Origin of the sequence: Yimella sp. RIT 621 (genome assembly GCF_004146205.1) — a bacterium.
Taxonomy (GTDB): domain Bacteria; phylum Actinomycetota; class Actinomycetes; order Actinomycetales; family Dermatophilaceae; genus Yimella; species Yimella lutea.
In genome coordinates this window covers 222,849-236,942 of record NZ_SEIP01000001.1, presented here as the reverse complement: position 1 = coordinate 236,942, position 14,094 = coordinate 222,849, and the positions used below count along the sequence as shown (strand labels likewise).

Sequence of the window (14,094 nt, the reverse complement as noted above, 5' to 3'; positions counted from 1 at the left end):
GCTCGAGGCGTGTCCGTGGCTCGTCCGAGGTTGGGCCCGAGCAGGTTGTCGGTGCTCACCCCTAGCGTCTTCGGCGTAGTGCAAACCGAGTCGGAGACCAAGCGATCCGACCGAACACGAAGGAGGACCACATGCACGACGAACTGCACATCGACTGCCGTACCTGCCCGGTCCGAGACCGGATGTGTGGCGACTGCATGGTCACCCATCTGTACGCACTCACCCCGCCCGCCCCGCGACAGCCCGCACTCGACCGCGGCGAGCGAGCAGCGCTGGACATGTTCGTCTCACTCGGACTCGTCGACGTCGCGGACCTCGCGAGCGTCGAGGTGGAGGTGGATGAGACGGGCCTGCGTTCGGTCGGCTGACCTGGCGCTCCACCGATCTCGCCATCGGCGACGATGTGTCCATGGCTGAAGTCGACCGTCGCGGTGCCCTCACGGGGTTCGCCGGCCTGGTCGGTGTCGCCGTGCTGACGTCATGCGGTCGATCTGTCGAATCCGAGTCGTTCGAGACGTCGGCGACCTCCGCCCGTTCGACGAACCGCGCCCGCATCGTGCTCGACGCCCAAGGACTGCCGACGCAACTGCGAGCAGCAGTGAGCCGCGACGCCGAGAAGGCGGCGAGCATCGTCACGTCCTTGTGGGGTGATCAATCGCCCTGGCCGTCGGCAGGCGCGCACCTCCGCGCCTTCGCAGACCACGACGCGTTCGTTGCTGCCGGTGGGGACCGCAACGCACGATCCGTCACTGCGACCACCACCGAGGACGGCACCGTCCTCATCTCGCCATCCCTCCTCGAATCTCCCTCAGCAGCCAGGGTTTTCGTCCTTTCTCACGAGTTCACTCATGTCCGGCTCGGGGTTCGCTCCGCGGCTGCTCGATGGGTTGCCGAGGGCGCGGCCGAGCTCACGGCCTGGCACGCATCCGGTCTGTCGTTCGCGCAGTACGCACCGACCTTCGTGCGTCGTGTTCGAGCGGGTGACCGGCCAAACGGGCCACCGTCGGACGCCCAGCTGGACTCGGACGCCGCCGACCTCCAGCGCGCCTACCAGCACGCCTGCGCCTACAGCGACTTCCTGCTCACGCGCACCGATCCGGTGGGCTACCGCCGTTTCGTCGTTTCCGCGGTCGCCGGAGGGCGACCCTTCGACGACCTGTTCGACGCCACCTTCGCCGCCACCCAGCGAGCGCTCGGTGCATCGTTCGCCGAGCATCTGGCGAAACTTGCATCCGGCCGTCGATAGGGTGGCCGCATGGCCGACAGCACCCAGTCCACGATCGACATCGCCGCCGACGCGGCGACGGTTCTCGACATCATCGCCGACTTCGACGCCTACCCCGAGTGGGCGACCCAGGTGAAGAGCGCGAAGGTGCTCTCCGAGGACGAACTCGGGTGGCCGGAACAGGTCGAGTTCACCCTCGACGCTGCACCGATCCGCGACACCTACGTGCTGGAGTACGACTGGGACGTCACGGAGGACGGCACCGGATCGGTCAGCTGGCACCTGGTGCGGTCCGACCTGCTCAAAGGTCTCGACGGCACCTACAGCATCACCGGGTCGGGCGACACGACGTCCGTCACCTACAAGCTGGCGGTCGCCTTGAAGATGCCGCTCATCGGTGCGCTGCGCAACAAGGCCGAGCGCACGATCATCGACACGGCCCTCGCCGGCTTGAAGAAGCGCGCCGAGGGGTGAGCCCCAGGCTGCTGCTGGTCGGCGGCCCCGGAGGCTCCGGTTCATCGACCTGGGCCGCTGCGCTCGCCGACGACTGGGCCGCGCGCGGGCTCAGCGTCGGTGTGGTTTCACTCGACCCGAGATTCGGTGCCCACACGCTGACGACACACCGCGACGCCGTGATGGTCCGACCGGAGGTGGACCTTCCGGAGATGTTGTCGTCGGCGGCCCGGTCCTGGGGGCTCGATCCGTTCGTGGTGGACCAGGCGCTGGCGCTGCTGTCTGCCACGGGCGGCCCGGCGCTGTGGCAGCTCCCGCGCCTACTCGAGCGCTTCGACCGGGTGGTGGTGGACGCCGGGGCGCAGCTGTCCGGACTCGTCCTGCAGGCTCACCGGCTGCCGTGGCTGCTGTCCGAGGCGGGCCCCCTGCACAGCGGCTGGTTGCGCGCCACGCGTCCGGTGATCGCTCTGGCGATGGGTTCATCGGCCATCGACAAAGCAGGCGCGAGTCGACTGGCGGCGGTGGCGGAAGACGCGGTTCGGTTGTCCGAACTGGTGATGTCCCGGGCGACGGCGTCCGTTCTGTGTGCGAGGAACGGGAGCCCGACTGCGAAAGTGCGGCACCACGCCTGCGCCCTCGCTCTTGCCCAGTGCCGTCTGGGGGCGGTCGTGACCGCGGGGGACGACGTCGTGCTGTGCGATGGCCCTCCGGTAATTCCGATGTGGTCCGACCTGCCCCGGAACTGGGCCGAGAAGCTGGCAGACCCGCCCCGGGAATCGAGCGTCCGGGGGGACGCGCGAGATGGTGCTGTCACCTGGGAGTTGCCCTTGCCGTTCGTCGATCCGACAGAGGTCGAACTCGAACAGTCAGGTACCCGGTTGGCCGTTGCGGTGCAGGAGTCGCGCCGCACCTTCGTGCTTCCCTCACTGCTTGCGCGCCATGTCGCGACAGGTGCCACGGTTCGGCAAGGCATCCTTGGGGTGACATTCGAACCGACGCAGCCCGAGGGAACTTCGTGAACCAGCAGTCCGAACCACGTGCGTCCGAGACCGGCTCGGTCGCCGACGAGGCGATCAAGCTGATGGAATCGCTCGGCGCGTGGGCCGACACACAGGCACAGGCGTCGGCTCAGTCGTCCGGTGCTCCGGACACGCAGGAAGCACCAGGGCAGGAGTCAGCCGAGAAGTCGACCACGGGTGGCTGTGACTGCAGTTCGACACACGCACCCAAGGTCTGTGCGGTATGTCCGGTCTGCCGCATCGGTTCGTTCGTCGAGAGCCTCGGCCCGGACGCGATGGAGCGCATCGCCGATGTCATCGGGATGCTCGCCGGGAGCCTGCAGGAAGCGGCACGGCAACGGCGCGGCATGCCGGAGCAGAAGTCGGCCGCCGAGGCCCAGCAGCCACCGCGGACGCACAAGGTTCCGGTCACGACAGACGCCGGCACAGATCCGGACGCCGCGCGTCCCCGAACCGGCGGCGGTGACTCGGCAGAATGACCAGCGTGAATTCGACGCGAGCGACCATCGGTATCGACATCGGCGGCACGAAGATCGCCGGGGGACTCATCGCCCCCGACGGCACGATCCTCAAGCGCGACCGCCGCGACTCCCCGGCGGAGAACGTGGACGAGATCGCAGCGACAGTCGCCGACGTCATCAGCGATCTCGCCGAGGGCGAGGACGTGGAGCGGGCCGGCGTGGCGTGTGCGGGATACATCGACAAGTCCGGGACCACGGTCCTGTTCTCACCCAACCTCGCTTGGCGCGACGAACCGCTCAAGGAACGACTGGAGAAGTCGGTCGACGTCGAAGTGACGATCGAGAACGACGCGAACGCCGCTGCCTACGGCGAGTTCGTCCACGGAGCCGGTCACGACGTCGACGACATGGTGATGATCACGATCGGTACCGGAGTCGGTGGTGGCGTGATCATCGACGGTGAGCTCTTCCGGGGCTCCTACGGCATCGCCGCCGAGATCGGTCACATGCGCGTGGTGCCCGACGGTATTCGCTGCGGGTGCGGCAACCGCGGATGCCTGGAGAGCTACGGCAGCGGTCGCGCCCTCGTGCGTGAAGCCCGCGCACTGGTCGCCGGTGGCTCGCCGTACGCCGGCGGCCTCGCCGACAAGTGCGGGGGGGACGCCGGACAACTCGAGGGCAAACACGTCACCGAGGCGGCACAAGCAGGGGATCGGGCCGCCGTCGAGCTGCTGGCCGACATCGGCCGCTGGATCGGTGAAGGCGCCGCCTCGTTGACCTCGGTGCTCGACCCGGCTCGGTTTGTCATCGGTGGCGGTGTGGCCGATGCCGGCGACCTGCTTCTCGGACCCATCCGTGAGGCATTCGGCCGCCAGTTGACCGGCCGCGGTCACCGGCCGACGGCCACCTTCGAGATCGCCCAGCTCGGCAATGACGCCGGCATGGTCGGCGCAGCGGCCCTGGTGCGGCCGGCGAAGGCGTGAGCGCGAACGTGAAACCCGGCCGGAGCGACGAACTCGCGATCGGGATCGACATCGGGGGCACGAAGGTCGCCGGCGGCATCGTCGACTCCGACGGCACCGTCATCGCCCGGACTCGCCGGGACACCCCGCATCGTTCGACCGCGCCCCACGTCGTCGAGGACGTCATCGTCGACGCGGTCCAGGAACTCCTGCGACACACCGAGCGCCGCCCGGTCGCGATCGGCATCGGCGCCGCGGGCTTCGTCTCCTCGGACCGGGCCACGGTCGTGTTCGCACCGCACCTGTCCTGGCGGCACGAGCCGCTGCGTGAGGCGTTGCGGCAACGGATCGACTTGCCGGTCTTCGTCGACAACGACGCGAACGCGTCCTGCTGGGCCGAGTGGCGCTTCGGAGCGGTGCGCGAGGTGTCCCATGTCGTGATGGTCAACCTGGGCACCGGCATCGGCGGAGCGATTCTCACCGACGGTCAGATGCAGCGTGGCCGGTTCGGCATCGCGGGGGAGTTCGGCCACATGCAGGTCGTCCCCGACGGACACCGGTGTGAATGCGGTAACCGTGGCTGCTGGGAGCAGTACGCGAGCGGGAATGCGCTTGTGCGAGAAGCCCGTTCGATGATCGCAGCGAACTCGCCGATGGCTGCCGACATGGCCGCCATGGTCGATGGCGACGCCTCGAGACTGACCGGCCCGATGATCACCGAGGCCGCGCAAGGCGGCGACCCGACTGCCCAGGAACTCCTGGCCGAGATCGGTACCTGGCTGGGAGTGGGTCTGGCGAATCTGGCCAACGCGTTCGACCCGGGAGCCTTCGTGATCGGCGGAGGCGTCAGCGCGGCCGGTCCGATGCTGCTCGACCCGGCCCGCGCATCCTTCCGCAGGCACCTGTCCGGCCGTGGCTACCGGCCCGAGGCGCGCATCGTGAAAGCCGAACTCAGCAATGAAGCCGGTCTGGTCGGCGCCGCCGACCTGGCACGCACGGAGGTACTGGAGGCATGAGGGCAGCGCACACCCTGCGGGTGGTGTCGTACAACGTCCGCGCCTTCAAGGACGACACGGACGCGTTGAAGGAGATCATCCGGCTGATGGAGCCGGATGTGCTGCTGGTGCAGGAGGCTCCCCGGCATCCGCTCTCCGGGCACCGGATCGCGCGGTTCGCGGCCGACGTCGAAATGACCTGGGCGAACGGCAAGCGCGGCTGGATGAGCACCACGTTGCTGACCAGCCTGCGGGTGCACGTGCACGACAGCGTCCACCGCAACCTGGAGGTCCGCAAGGGCGACGAGCCGCGCGGGTATGCGCTGGCGACGATCAGCCTGCCCGGACACTCGCCGCTGCACGTCGCGAGCCTGCACATGTCGCTGCGTTCGGACGAGCGCAAACCGCAGGCGGCGGCTGTGATGAGCGTGCTGCAACCTGACGTCATCCCGGCGATCATCGGCGGCGATCTCAACGAGACCCCCGGGCACGACGTCTGGAAGATGTTCGGCGAGACGCTGCACGAGGCGACACTGGACGAGTTCACTTTCCCCTCGAAAGCTCCGGTCAAGCGGATCGACGCGATCTTCGCCTCTGCGTCCCTGCCGCACAGCCGCCCGGTGTTCTCCCTCGATCCGGCGAAGCTCGCCCGCGCGACAGACCACCTGCCGCTCTATGTCGACTTCGATCTGAGTTCGCTCGCCCTGTAAGGACTACAGCCTGGCGCCGTCGTCGAAGGGGTCGTCCTCGTCGCGATTGGCGGGTTGACGAACCACCATCAGCACGATTCCGGCGATCGTGATGAGCACCGCCGCGACCCACCAGAGTCCGGCGGCGTAGCGGTCGAAGAAGAACAGGTAGAGCAGCCAGAGCGGCCCGCCGACCAGGCAGGCGATCGTCGCCCAGAAACCTTCGTCCTTGGGCAGTGGCGGGGGAGCGGGAGGCTGGAAGTCCTCCTCGTGCTCCTCGACGAAACCGGGGCCGGTGCCGGCGCGCCACTGCGTCGGGACGGTGAACGCCGCGGGTGCGGACGGCTCCGGATCTTCGAGATCGATCGGTTCGGCGGCTGGGCCGTCCCAGTCGGTCATCATCTCCTCGAACCGCCGGTCGACCTCCTCGTCGGAGTGCTGGTGCTCGTCGGGGCGCTCGTCGCTCATGCGTTTCCTGCAACTCGTCGGGTGAAGTCGGTGACCGCTTCATGAATGCGCGGAGCGTCGTTGTCGAGGGTTGCGACGTGGTAGCTGTTCTCGAGCACGACATCGGTGACGTCGGTGCTCGAGATCCGGGAGAGAAACAGCTGCGCACTCGCCGGAGGCACGATGTGATCTACCCGAGAACGCAGCACCAACACCGGCTGCGTGATCTGCGGCAGGTCGCGGGTCACGCGGTGCCACAGCTGCGCCTGGGTGTGCAGCGGACGCAGCGGCATCCGCTCGTAGGCGTCGTGCGAGACGCCGTCCTTCTTGATGTCGCCGCCGATTCCGGAGACCGTCGAGCGCAGCCGTCGGGCAACCGGGATGAGGCGGAACTTCAGGTTCTTGGTGCGCATGACCGGGTTGATCACCACGAGTCCGGCGATCTCCGGGTTCCGTTGCACCAGAAGGGTGCTCAGCGTTGCGCCCATCGAGAGGCCACACGCGACCACGGTGTCGCATCGTTCCGTGAGTTCGGCGTACGCGCCCTCGAGTTCGGCGTACCAGTCGGTCCAGGTCGTGCCGTCGAGGTCCTGCCACGTGGTGCCGTGCCCGGGGAGTCGGGGAGCGCGAACGCTGAACCCCTCGTCGACCAGATGCTCGACCAACGGGCGCACCGCGGCCGGCGAGCCGGTGAATCCGTGGCAGACCAGGACGCCGGTGCGGGAGCCGTCGTGGACGATCGGGGTGGCACCCTCGCGGATCTGCATGACGTCCATCTTTACGCATGCCTGCGAGGTGGTGGCGGTGGGCGTTATGGTTCAGGCCGAAGCAATTCTTGGAGGCGCGGTGCTGTACTGGTTCTTGAAGCGGGTCCTGATCGGTCCTATTCTCAATCTGCTGTTCCGACCCTGGGTCGACGGTGAGAAGAACATCCCCGATAAGGGGCCGGCGATCTTCGCCAGCAACCACCTGTCGTTCTCCGACTCCTTCTTCCTCCCGCTGGTCGTGCCGCGCCGGATGACCTTCGTCGCCAAGGCCGACTACTTCACCGGCACCGGTATCAAGGGCCGCCTCACGGCCGCCTTCTTCCGTGGGGTCGGGCAGATTCCGATCGACCGCGCCGGCGGATCCGCGTCGAGCGGGGCGTTGCAGTCCGGCCTCAACGTGCTACGCCGGGGCGAACTGTTCGGCATCTACCCCGAGGGGACCCGCAGCCCCGATGGGCGTCTCTACAAGGGCAAGACCGGCGTCGCTCGGCTCGCTCTGGAGGCCAAGTGCCCGGTCATCCCGGTCGCGATGATCGACACGGACAAAGCGCAGCCGACCGGTAAGAAGATCCCGAAGATCATGAGGATCGGCATCCGCATCGGCAAGCCGATGGACTTCTCGCGCTACGAAGGCATGCAGGACGACCGGTTCGTGCTGCGCAGCATCACCGATGAGGTGATGTACGAGCTGATGCTGTTGTCCGGCCAGGAGTACGTCGACGTGTACGCGTCCACGGTCAAGGACCGGATCGCGGCCAAGGCCAAGGAGATCGGCGGCGCGGCCGTCGCCGTCGGCAGCGGTGCCGCCCAGGCCATCGGCAACAAGGTGTCCCGACGTTCCGGCGAGGACGCCGGCGCGAAGGACGAGACCTCGCCGGAGGCATCCGAGGGCGGTCTCGCGATCGACCTCGAGACCGACGCCGACACGGTTGCTGGCACTGTCCACGACGCCGACGGTGACGCCGCTCACACCCCTTCGCAGAGCTGACGTCCCGCGCATCGGGCACCTGATTCGGACGTGGTGAGCGGCGCGTACGCTTGCCGGGTGAGTACCACCGCACTGAACCCCGACGCCCTGAACGAGATGCCCGAGTGGCCGCAGCTGCCTGCCATGCAGCAGCCCACCTGGCCCGACCGTCATGCCGTCGAGTATGTGCGCTCCGAGCTGGCTTCGCTGCCGCCGCTGGTGTTTGCGGGGGAGTGCGACGTGCTGCGCGATCGCCTTGCCGCGGCCGCGAAAGGTGAGGCCTTCGTGTTGCAGGGAGGCGACTGCGCCGAGATGTTCTCCGCGGCGACCGCAGCGAACATCCGCGACCGCATCAAGACGATCCTGCAGATGGCCGCAGTCCTCACCTATGGCGCGAGCACCCCGGTCGTGAAGCTCGGTCGCATCGCCGGCCAGTACGCCAAGCCGCGCAGCAAGGACACCGAGACCCGGGGCGACGTCACCCTCCCGGCGTACCGCGGCGACATGGTCAACGACTTCGCGTTCACCGAGGAATCCCGCACCCCCGACCCCCAGCGACTGCTGCGCGCCTACCACACCAGTGCCTCGACGCTGAACCTGGTGCGAGCCTTCACCACCGGCGGTTTCGCCGACCTGCGTCACGTGCACGAGTGGAACCGCGGGTTCATCGCCAACTCGGCGTACGCCCGCTACGAGTCGACGGCCCGCGACATCGACCGTGCGATGAAGTTCATGAAGGCGTGCGGCGCCGACTTCGATGCGATGAACGCCCGCACCGTGGAGTTCTTCGCCAGCCACGAGGCGTTGCTGCTCGATTACGAACAGCCGTTGACGCGGATCGACTCGCGGACCGGCAACCCGTACGCGGTCTCGGGCCACTTCGTCTGGGTGGGCGAGCGCACCCGCGACCTCGACGGCGCACACATCGACTTCGTGTCCCGCATCCACAACCCGATCGGCGTCAAGCTCGGCCCGAACGCCGACCCCGACGACGTGCTGCGGATGATCGACCGTCTCGACCCGCAGCGCACTCCCGGCCGCCTGACGTTCATCACCCGGATGGGCGCCGGTGTCGTCCGCGAGAAGTTGCCGAACCTGGTTCGGCGGGTGACCGAGTCGGGTGCCCAGGTCGTCTGGGTCTGCGACCCGATGCACGGCAACACCTTCGAGTCGCCCAGTGGCTACAAGACGCGTGAGTTCGACCAGATCGTCGATGAGGTGCGCGGCTTCTTCGAGGTGCACGCCGCGCTCGGCACGATCCCCGGTGGCGTGCACGTCGAGCTCACCGGCAACGACGTGACCGAGTGCCTCGGCGGTTCGGAACAGATTCTGGACGCCGACCTGGAGAAGCGGTACGAGACCGCGTGCGACCCGCGACTCAACCACCAACAGAGCCTGGAGTTGTCCTTCCTGGTCGCCGAGATGCTCGCGCAGCGCAGCCGCTGACGATCAGCAACAGAAAGGGACCGGTTCACAGGTGAACCGGTCCCTTTCTGTTGCGGCTGACGCGTCAGACGATCGACAGGGTGATCGTGCTGCCCTTCTTCACCGAGGTGCCGGGGCGCAGGCTTTGATCCCGGACGGTGTCGAAGAGCCCGCCGAAGAACCGGTCGAGTTCGACGGTGAATCCCTGTGACTCCAGGAGAGTCTTGGCGGCGCCGCTCTTCATGTCGATGACTCTGGGGACCTGGACCATCTCCGGCCCCTTGGAGACGATCAGTTCGACCGAGTCGCCCTTGTACAGGTTCGCGCCGCTCGCGGGAGTGCTGCGGATGACCGAACCCTTGGCGACCGTTTCCGAGAACTCCTCCGTGCCGTAGGCCACCTTCAACCCGAGACTGGTCAACGAACCTTCAGCCTCAGCTCGAGGTTGACCGGCAACGTTCGGGACCGGCACCGGCTGCTTGCCCTTGCTCACGACGAAATTGACCTTGGCACCCTTCTTGAGCGCGGTGCCAGGTGCCGGGGTAGACGAAATGACCGAGCCGGTCGGGACGCTCTCGTGGAAGGCCTGCGTCACGGTGCCCACGCCCAACTGCGCCTTCGTGATCGCCGCCCGCGCTGCAGCCTGCTTCGACCCCGCAAGTTTCGGGGCACTGAACCGCTCGGGCCCCTTGGAAACGGTGAGGGTGACGGTGGAGTTCTTGCGCTGCTCAGACCCGGCGCCCGGTTCGGCCCTGATGACCTTGCCTTGGGCGACGCTCTCGCTGAAGGTCTGTCGGACGCGTGCCTTGAGATCAGCCTTGCTGATCCGTTCGACCGCCGAGCCCTGGGCCAACCCGTTCACCGTCGGCACCTTTGTCGACCCCAACGGGCCGGACGTGAAGGCCCAAGCGGCGGCTGCGCCGAGCAGCAGCAACGCCAATAGGAACAGGACGACCAGCGAGAGACCGCGTCGAGGACGCCGGGAGTTCTCACCCGCCTGATAGCCGCGGGTGTCGAGCGGGTTGGTCTTGCTGTGGATGGCAGTGGTGTGCGACCTGCCGGCGTCCACCGGCTCGTGGTCGACCTGTGCATCGGTGGTCTCGGTGGTCTCGGTGGTCTCGGTGTCCGAGGGGAGCGCACGGGTGCGCCGGTCGCCGTGATCGGTGTGATCGGTGTGTCCGGACTCGAGCCCGCGTCGCACCGTCCGCAGCGCGACCAGCAGGTCGGCGGCAGTGGCCGGGCGATCGTCCGGATCCTTGGCGGTGGCCTGGGCGATGAGGTCGTCCACAGTGTCCGGGATACCGGAGACGGCGTCCGACGCGCGCGGCATCGTGCCGTGCACGTGCTGGTACGCGACATGGATCGGCGAGTCGCCCGGGAACGCCTTCTCGCCGGTGAGGATCTCGAAGAGCAACAGACCGGCGGAGTAGACGTCCGAACGCGCGTCGGCCGTGCCGTGCTCCACCTGCTCGGGGGATAGGTAGGAGGCGGTGCCGAGCAGGATGTCGCTGTCGCCCGTGAGTGTGCTCGTGGTGACCCCACGTGCCAGTCCGAAGTCGGTGACCTTCACCTGGCCGGTCTGGCTGATCAGGACGTTCTCCGGCTTCACGTCACGATGTACCAGGCCGGCACGGTGCGCGGCGGCGAGGCCGTCGAGGATCGGGTCCATCAGGCCGAGGGCCTCGTCGACCGGTAGCGGTCCGCGCCGCCGGATCAGCTGGCGCAGCGTGTCACCCAGCACCAACTCCATCGCCAGGAACGCGTACTGCCCGTCCGAGCCCTGGTCGGTCACGGCGACGACGTTGGGGTGCCCCAGCCGGGCCGCCGAGCGCGCCTCGCGTCGGAACCGCGCGACGAACGCGTCGTCGCGCGCGAGGTCCGCACGCATCACCTTCAACGCGACGTCACGCTCGAGGCGCTCGTCGATCGCCACGAAGACCGAGCCCATCCCGCCGTCGGCGAGGTGCCGGGTGACGCGGTATCGACCGTCGATCACTCGTCCCACGATCGAGGCTTCACTGGCTGGACTCACCCGCAAATTCTAAGTTCCTTCCGCATCAGCGCCGGGGAGGTTGGGCTGCGTGTATGGCTCTGCCCGTCACGACGAGACCCGGCGCCGCATCGATCCGACGCACGACATGCCAAGCTGGTGCCGTGAACGACGTGGAAACCCTGGTCGGCTCCTGGCTGTCCGTGCCCGAAGTCGCCGATGCTCTCGGCCTGCCGCACCGCACCGTCCGCCGGATGATCGATGACGGCGAGTTGCTCGCTGCACGCATCGGCTCCAACGAGGCGCTGGCGGTACCGGCCGCCTTCGTCAAGGACGGCGAACTGCTGCCGGCGCTGATGGGCACGATCACGGTGCTGCGCGATGCGCATCTCACCGCCGACGAGGCGCTGCGCTGGTTGTTCACCCCGGACGAGACCCTGCCGGTGGTCGGTTCACCCATCACTATGTTGCAGCTCGGCCGCAAGGCAGAAGTGCGCAAACGGGCCAGCGAACTGGCCTGGTGAGGCACGCCCTCCCGGGCTGAACGGTCAGGCTGCGCGCGCGACGGCGATGCCGATCAATTCGCGCAACATCTGCTCGCCCTCCGGATCGAGGTCGGCCCGGTCGAGTGCCGAGCCGGCTTCACGGCTCAGGTCGGTGATCATCTGCTCGACCCGCTCGACCGCGCCGGACGTGGTGATCCAGTCCCGCAGTCGACCGATTCCGTCGTCGTCGAGATCGTCGTGTCCGAAGGATTCGTTGAACAAGCTGACCTCCCCGGCGGAACTGTTGTCGAGCGCCAGGGCGATCAACACGGTGCGCTTGCCCTCGCGCAGGTCGTCACCGGCGGGCTTGCCGGTGGCTTCCGGGTCGCCGTAGACACCGAGCAGGTCATCGCGCAGTTGGAACGCTTCGCCGAGTGCGAGGCCGTACTCGGACAGCGCCGACTCGGTGTCGGCGTCGACGCCGAACGCGGTCGCGCCGATGAGCAGAGGCTGTTCGACGGTGTACTTGGCACTCTTGTAACGGATCACGAGTCGGGCCCGTTCGATGCGGTCCTGCGTCGAGGCCGACTCCCACGGGCGCACCGATTCCAGGACGTCGAGGTACTGGCCGCCCATGAGCTGAGTCCGCATCCGGTCGAACACGACGCGACCTCGAGCCAGTTCGTCGGCCGGCAGCCCACTGGTGCTGTACAACTCGTCGGTCCAGTTCAGGCACAGATCGCCGGCGAGAATCGCGGCGGCTTCGCCGAATCGGTCCGATTCTCCGTCCCAGCCGTGCTCCCGGTGCAACGCCGCGAGCGTGCGATGTGCGGTGGGCATGCCGCGACGGGTGTCGCTGCGATCCATCACATCGTCGTGCAGCAACGCCGCTGCCTGGAAGACCTCCATGGCGGTCGCCACCTGCACGATCGCGTCGTCGTGTCGTCCGCCGGCGGCACGGTAACCCCAGTAGCAGAACGCGGCACGTAGTCGCTTCCCGCCACGCAGCAGCGCGTTGATCGGCGCGATCAGAGCGTCCATCTCCGGGCCGATCGGTGCGAGCTCGGCGGTGTGGTGGGCGTGTGCGCGATCAAGGACGGTCTGAACCTGGGCGCGCAACTCCTCGAGGGGAAGGGGCTGATTCACGCGGGGTCCTCTCGGCGGGCTTGATCAGGGGTTACTCACGAGTCGGTCACTGTCGGGTCGAGGGCCGGGTAACCGCTAAGGTCGCCCACATGCCCGATGCGAGCGCTCGTCCGCACCCAAGCATTCCAGACCTGCTCCACGCGCCCGACACGGCGTTCAGTTTCGAGTTCTTCCCGCCGAAGGACGACGCGAGTGAAGCGATCCTGTGGGATTCCATCCGGCGAGTCGAGCGGATCCGACCCTCGTTCGTCTCCGTCACCTACGGCGCAGGGGGCTCGACCCGTGACCGGACGGTACGCGTCACCAGCCGGATCGAGCACGAGACGACACTCACCACGATGGCGCACCTGACCTGTGTCGGTTCCTCGACGACCGAGCTGCGTCAGATCGTCGGCCAGTACGCGGGTGCGGGCATCCGCAACATCCTCGCCCTGCGCGGCGACCCCGCCGGTGGACTGGGCACGCCGTGGACCCCCCACCCGGAGGGTCTCGACCACGCCGACCAACTGGTCGGTCTGATTCGAGAGCTCGGCGAGTTCACCGTCGGAGTGGCCGCATTTCCCGACAAGCACCCGGAGTCGGGGTCGCTCGAGGACGACGCTCAGGTTCTGATCCGCAAGGCGCAGGCGGGTGCGTCCTTCGCGATCACCCAGATGGTCACCGACGTCGACGCCTACCTGCGTCTACGCGACCTGGTCGCCGCATCCGGGCGATCGATTCCGATCGTTCCCGGACTGATGCCGGTGACTGCCTACGGCCAGCTGCAACGGATGACCGAACTCAACGGTCAGCCGTTGGCCGCGGAGGTCGTCGAGCGCATCGAGGCGGTGAAGAACGACAAGTCGGCCGTCCGGGAGGTCGGCATCCAGATCTGCACGGAGCACGCGCAGCGCTTGCTGGCCGAAGGTGCGCCCGGTCTTCACTTCATCACGATGAACCGGTCGACCGCGACGCTGGAAGTGCACCGCAACCTGGTCGGCTGAACGCTTGCGCGACGGGTTGTCGGTGGGGGAACCTACTGTATGAGCGTTCGAACATGAGTTCGAACACCTCGTTCGGTCCA

Annotated in this window: 16 protein-coding genes; 12 read left to right on the top strand and 4 right to left on the bottom strand. The window is 67.7% G+C overall.

Annotation, left to right across the window (positions count from 1 at the left end; genetic code table 11):
* The first annotated feature begins 131 nt into the window (after positions 1–131).
* From EU513_RS01210 to EU513_RS01175, 8 genes are read left to right on the top strand one after another with little or no spacing between them, the layout of a single operon-like run.
* Positions 132–368 carry a hypothetical protein gene (locus EU513_RS01210; RefSeq protein ID WP_129624017.1) on the top strand — a complete coding sequence of 79 codons (237 nt, stop codon included), beginning with the start codon at positions 132–134 and terminating at the stop codon, positions 366–368.
* A gap of 41 nt (positions 369–409) precedes the next feature.
* Positions 410–1,246 (top strand): hypothetical protein, encoded by an 837-nt coding sequence (locus tag EU513_RS01205; protein WP_129624016.1) that lies wholly within the window; start codon positions 410–412, stop codon positions 1,244–1,246.
* A gap of 9 nt (positions 1,247–1,255) precedes the next feature.
* Positions 1,256–1,699 carry an SRPBCC family protein gene (locus EU513_RS01200; protein WP_129624015.1) on the top strand — a complete coding sequence of 148 codons (444 nt, stop codon included), beginning with the start codon at positions 1,256–1,258 and terminating at the stop codon, positions 1,697–1,699.
* On the top strand, positions 1,696–2,697 hold the full coding sequence (locus EU513_RS01195; protein ID WP_129624014.1) for a hypothetical protein: 1,002 nt from the start codon (positions 1,696–1,698) through the stop codon (positions 2,695–2,697). Before EU513_RS01200 ends, EU513_RS01195 begins: the two co-directional genes overlap by 4 nt.
* Entirely contained in the window at positions 2,694–3,176 is a 483-nt protein-coding gene (locus EU513_RS01190) for a hypothetical protein (RefSeq protein ID WP_129624013.1), read from the top strand. The genes EU513_RS01195 and EU513_RS01190 overlap by 4 nt, the downstream gene beginning before the upstream one ends.
* Positions 3,177–3,181: 5 nt before the next feature.
* Positions 3,182–4,141: an ROK family glucokinase gene (locus EU513_RS01185; protein WP_240795866.1), complete on the top strand. Its 960-nt coding sequence runs from the start codon at positions 3,182–3,184 to the stop codon at positions 4,139–4,141.
* Complete coding sequence (locus tag EU513_RS01180; RefSeq protein WP_240795865.1) at positions 4,138–5,136, top strand: ROK family glucokinase; 999 nt, start codon at positions 4,138–4,140, stop codon at positions 5,134–5,136. Before EU513_RS01185 ends, EU513_RS01180 begins: the two co-directional genes overlap by 4 nt.
* Positions 5,133–5,825, top strand: coding sequence for an endonuclease/exonuclease/phosphatase family protein (locus tag EU513_RS01175; RefSeq protein WP_129624011.1), 693 nt, complete (start codon positions 5,133–5,135; stop codon positions 5,823–5,825). The genes EU513_RS01180 and EU513_RS01175 overlap by 4 nt, the downstream gene beginning before the upstream one ends.
* 3 nt (positions 5,826–5,828) lie before the next feature.
* On the opposite strand, the gene EU513_RS01170 is transcribed toward EU513_RS01175, so the two are convergent.
* Together EU513_RS01170 and EU513_RS01165 are read right to left on the bottom strand one after the other, a co-directional pair.
* Positions 5,829–6,272, bottom strand: coding sequence for a hypothetical protein (locus EU513_RS01170; protein WP_129624010.1), 444 nt, complete (start codon positions 6,270–6,272; stop codon positions 5,829–5,831).
* On the bottom strand, positions 6,269–7,018 hold the full coding sequence (locus tag EU513_RS01165; protein WP_129624009.1) for a carboxylesterase: 750 nt from the start codon (positions 7,016–7,018) through the stop codon (positions 6,269–6,271). Before EU513_RS01165 ends, EU513_RS01170 begins: the two co-directional genes overlap by 4 nt.
* 46 nt (positions 7,019–7,064) lie before the next feature.
* On the opposite strand from EU513_RS01165, the gene EU513_RS01160 reads away from it, so the two are divergent.
* Together EU513_RS01160 and EU513_RS01155 are read left to right on the top strand one after the other, a co-directional pair.
* Positions 7,065–8,006: a 1-acyl-sn-glycerol-3-phosphate acyltransferase gene (locus tag EU513_RS01160; RefSeq protein WP_275578536.1), complete on the top strand. Its 942-nt coding sequence runs from the start codon at positions 7,065–7,067 to the stop codon at positions 8,004–8,006.
* A gap of 96 nt (positions 8,007–8,102) precedes the next feature.
* On the top strand, positions 8,103–9,431 hold the full coding sequence (locus EU513_RS01155; RefSeq protein ID WP_129624149.1) for a class II 3-deoxy-7-phosphoheptulonate synthase: 1,329 nt from the start codon (positions 8,103–8,105) through the stop codon (positions 9,429–9,431).
* 64 nt (positions 9,432–9,495) lie between these two features.
* On the opposite strand, the gene pknB is transcribed toward EU513_RS01155, so the two are convergent.
* The gene (gene pknB / locus EU513_RS01150) at positions 9,496–11,442 is read right to left on the bottom strand and encodes a Stk1 family PASTA domain-containing Ser/Thr kinase (RefSeq protein WP_240795864.1); all 1,947 of its coding nucleotides are present in this window, start codon (positions 11,440–11,442) and stop codon (positions 9,496–9,498) included.
* Positions 11,443–11,564: 122 nt separating this feature from the next.
* On the opposite strand from pknB, the gene EU513_RS01145 reads away from it, so the two are divergent.
* Positions 11,565–11,924, top strand: coding sequence for an Rv2175c family DNA-binding protein (locus tag EU513_RS01145; RefSeq protein WP_239701997.1), 360 nt, complete (start codon positions 11,565–11,567; stop codon positions 11,922–11,924).
* Between the two features lie 24 nt (positions 11,925–11,948).
* Here the strand turns inward: EU513_RS01145 and EU513_RS01140 are convergent, their stop codons facing one another.
* Entirely contained in the window at positions 11,949–13,031 is a 1,083-nt protein-coding gene (locus EU513_RS01140) for a polyprenyl synthetase family protein (protein ID WP_239701996.1), read from the bottom strand.
* A gap of 89 nt (positions 13,032–13,120) precedes the next feature.
* Here EU513_RS01140 and metF point away from each other — a divergent pair, with 89 nt between their 5' ends.
* The gene (gene metF / locus EU513_RS01135) at positions 13,121–14,014 is read left to right on the top strand and encodes a methylenetetrahydrofolate reductase [NAD(P)H] (RefSeq protein WP_129624007.1); all 894 of its coding nucleotides are present in this window, start codon (positions 13,121–13,123) and stop codon (positions 14,012–14,014) included.
* Positions 14,015–14,094 lie beyond the last annotated feature (80 nt).

Coding starts and splice junctions, on each gene's coding strand:
- EU513_RS01170 (WP_129624010.1), bottom strand. CDS start 6,272: ATGAGCGACGAGCGCCCCGACGAGCACCAGCACTCCGACGAGGAGGTC.
- EU513_RS01155 (WP_129624149.1), top strand. CDS start 8,103: ATGCCCGAGTGGCCGCAGCTGCCTGCCATGCAGCAGCCCACCTGGCCC.
- metF (WP_129624007.1), top strand. CDS start 13,121: ATGCCCGATGCGAGCGCTCGTCCGCACCCAAGCATTCCAGACCTGCTC.
- EU513_RS01200 (WP_129624015.1), top strand. CDS start 1,256: ATGGCCGACAGCACCCAGTCCACGATCGACATCGCCGCCGACGCGGCG.
- EU513_RS01165 (WP_129624009.1), bottom strand. CDS start 7,018: ATGCAGATCCGCGAGGGTGCCACCCCGATCGTCCACGACGGCTCCCGC.
- EU513_RS01210 (WP_129624017.1), top strand. CDS start 132: ATGCACGACGAACTGCACATCGACTGCCGTACCTGCCCGGTCCGAGAC.
- EU513_RS01205 (WP_129624016.1), top strand. CDS start 410: ATGGCTGAAGTCGACCGTCGCGGTGCCCTCACGGGGTTCGCCGGCCTG.
- EU513_RS01160 (WP_275578536.1), top strand. CDS start 7,065: ATGGTTCAGGCCGAAGCAATTCTTGGAGGCGCGGTGCTGTACTGGTTC.
- EU513_RS01175 (WP_129624011.1), top strand. CDS start 5,133: ATGAGGGCAGCGCACACCCTGCGGGTGGTGTCGTACAACGTCCGCGCC.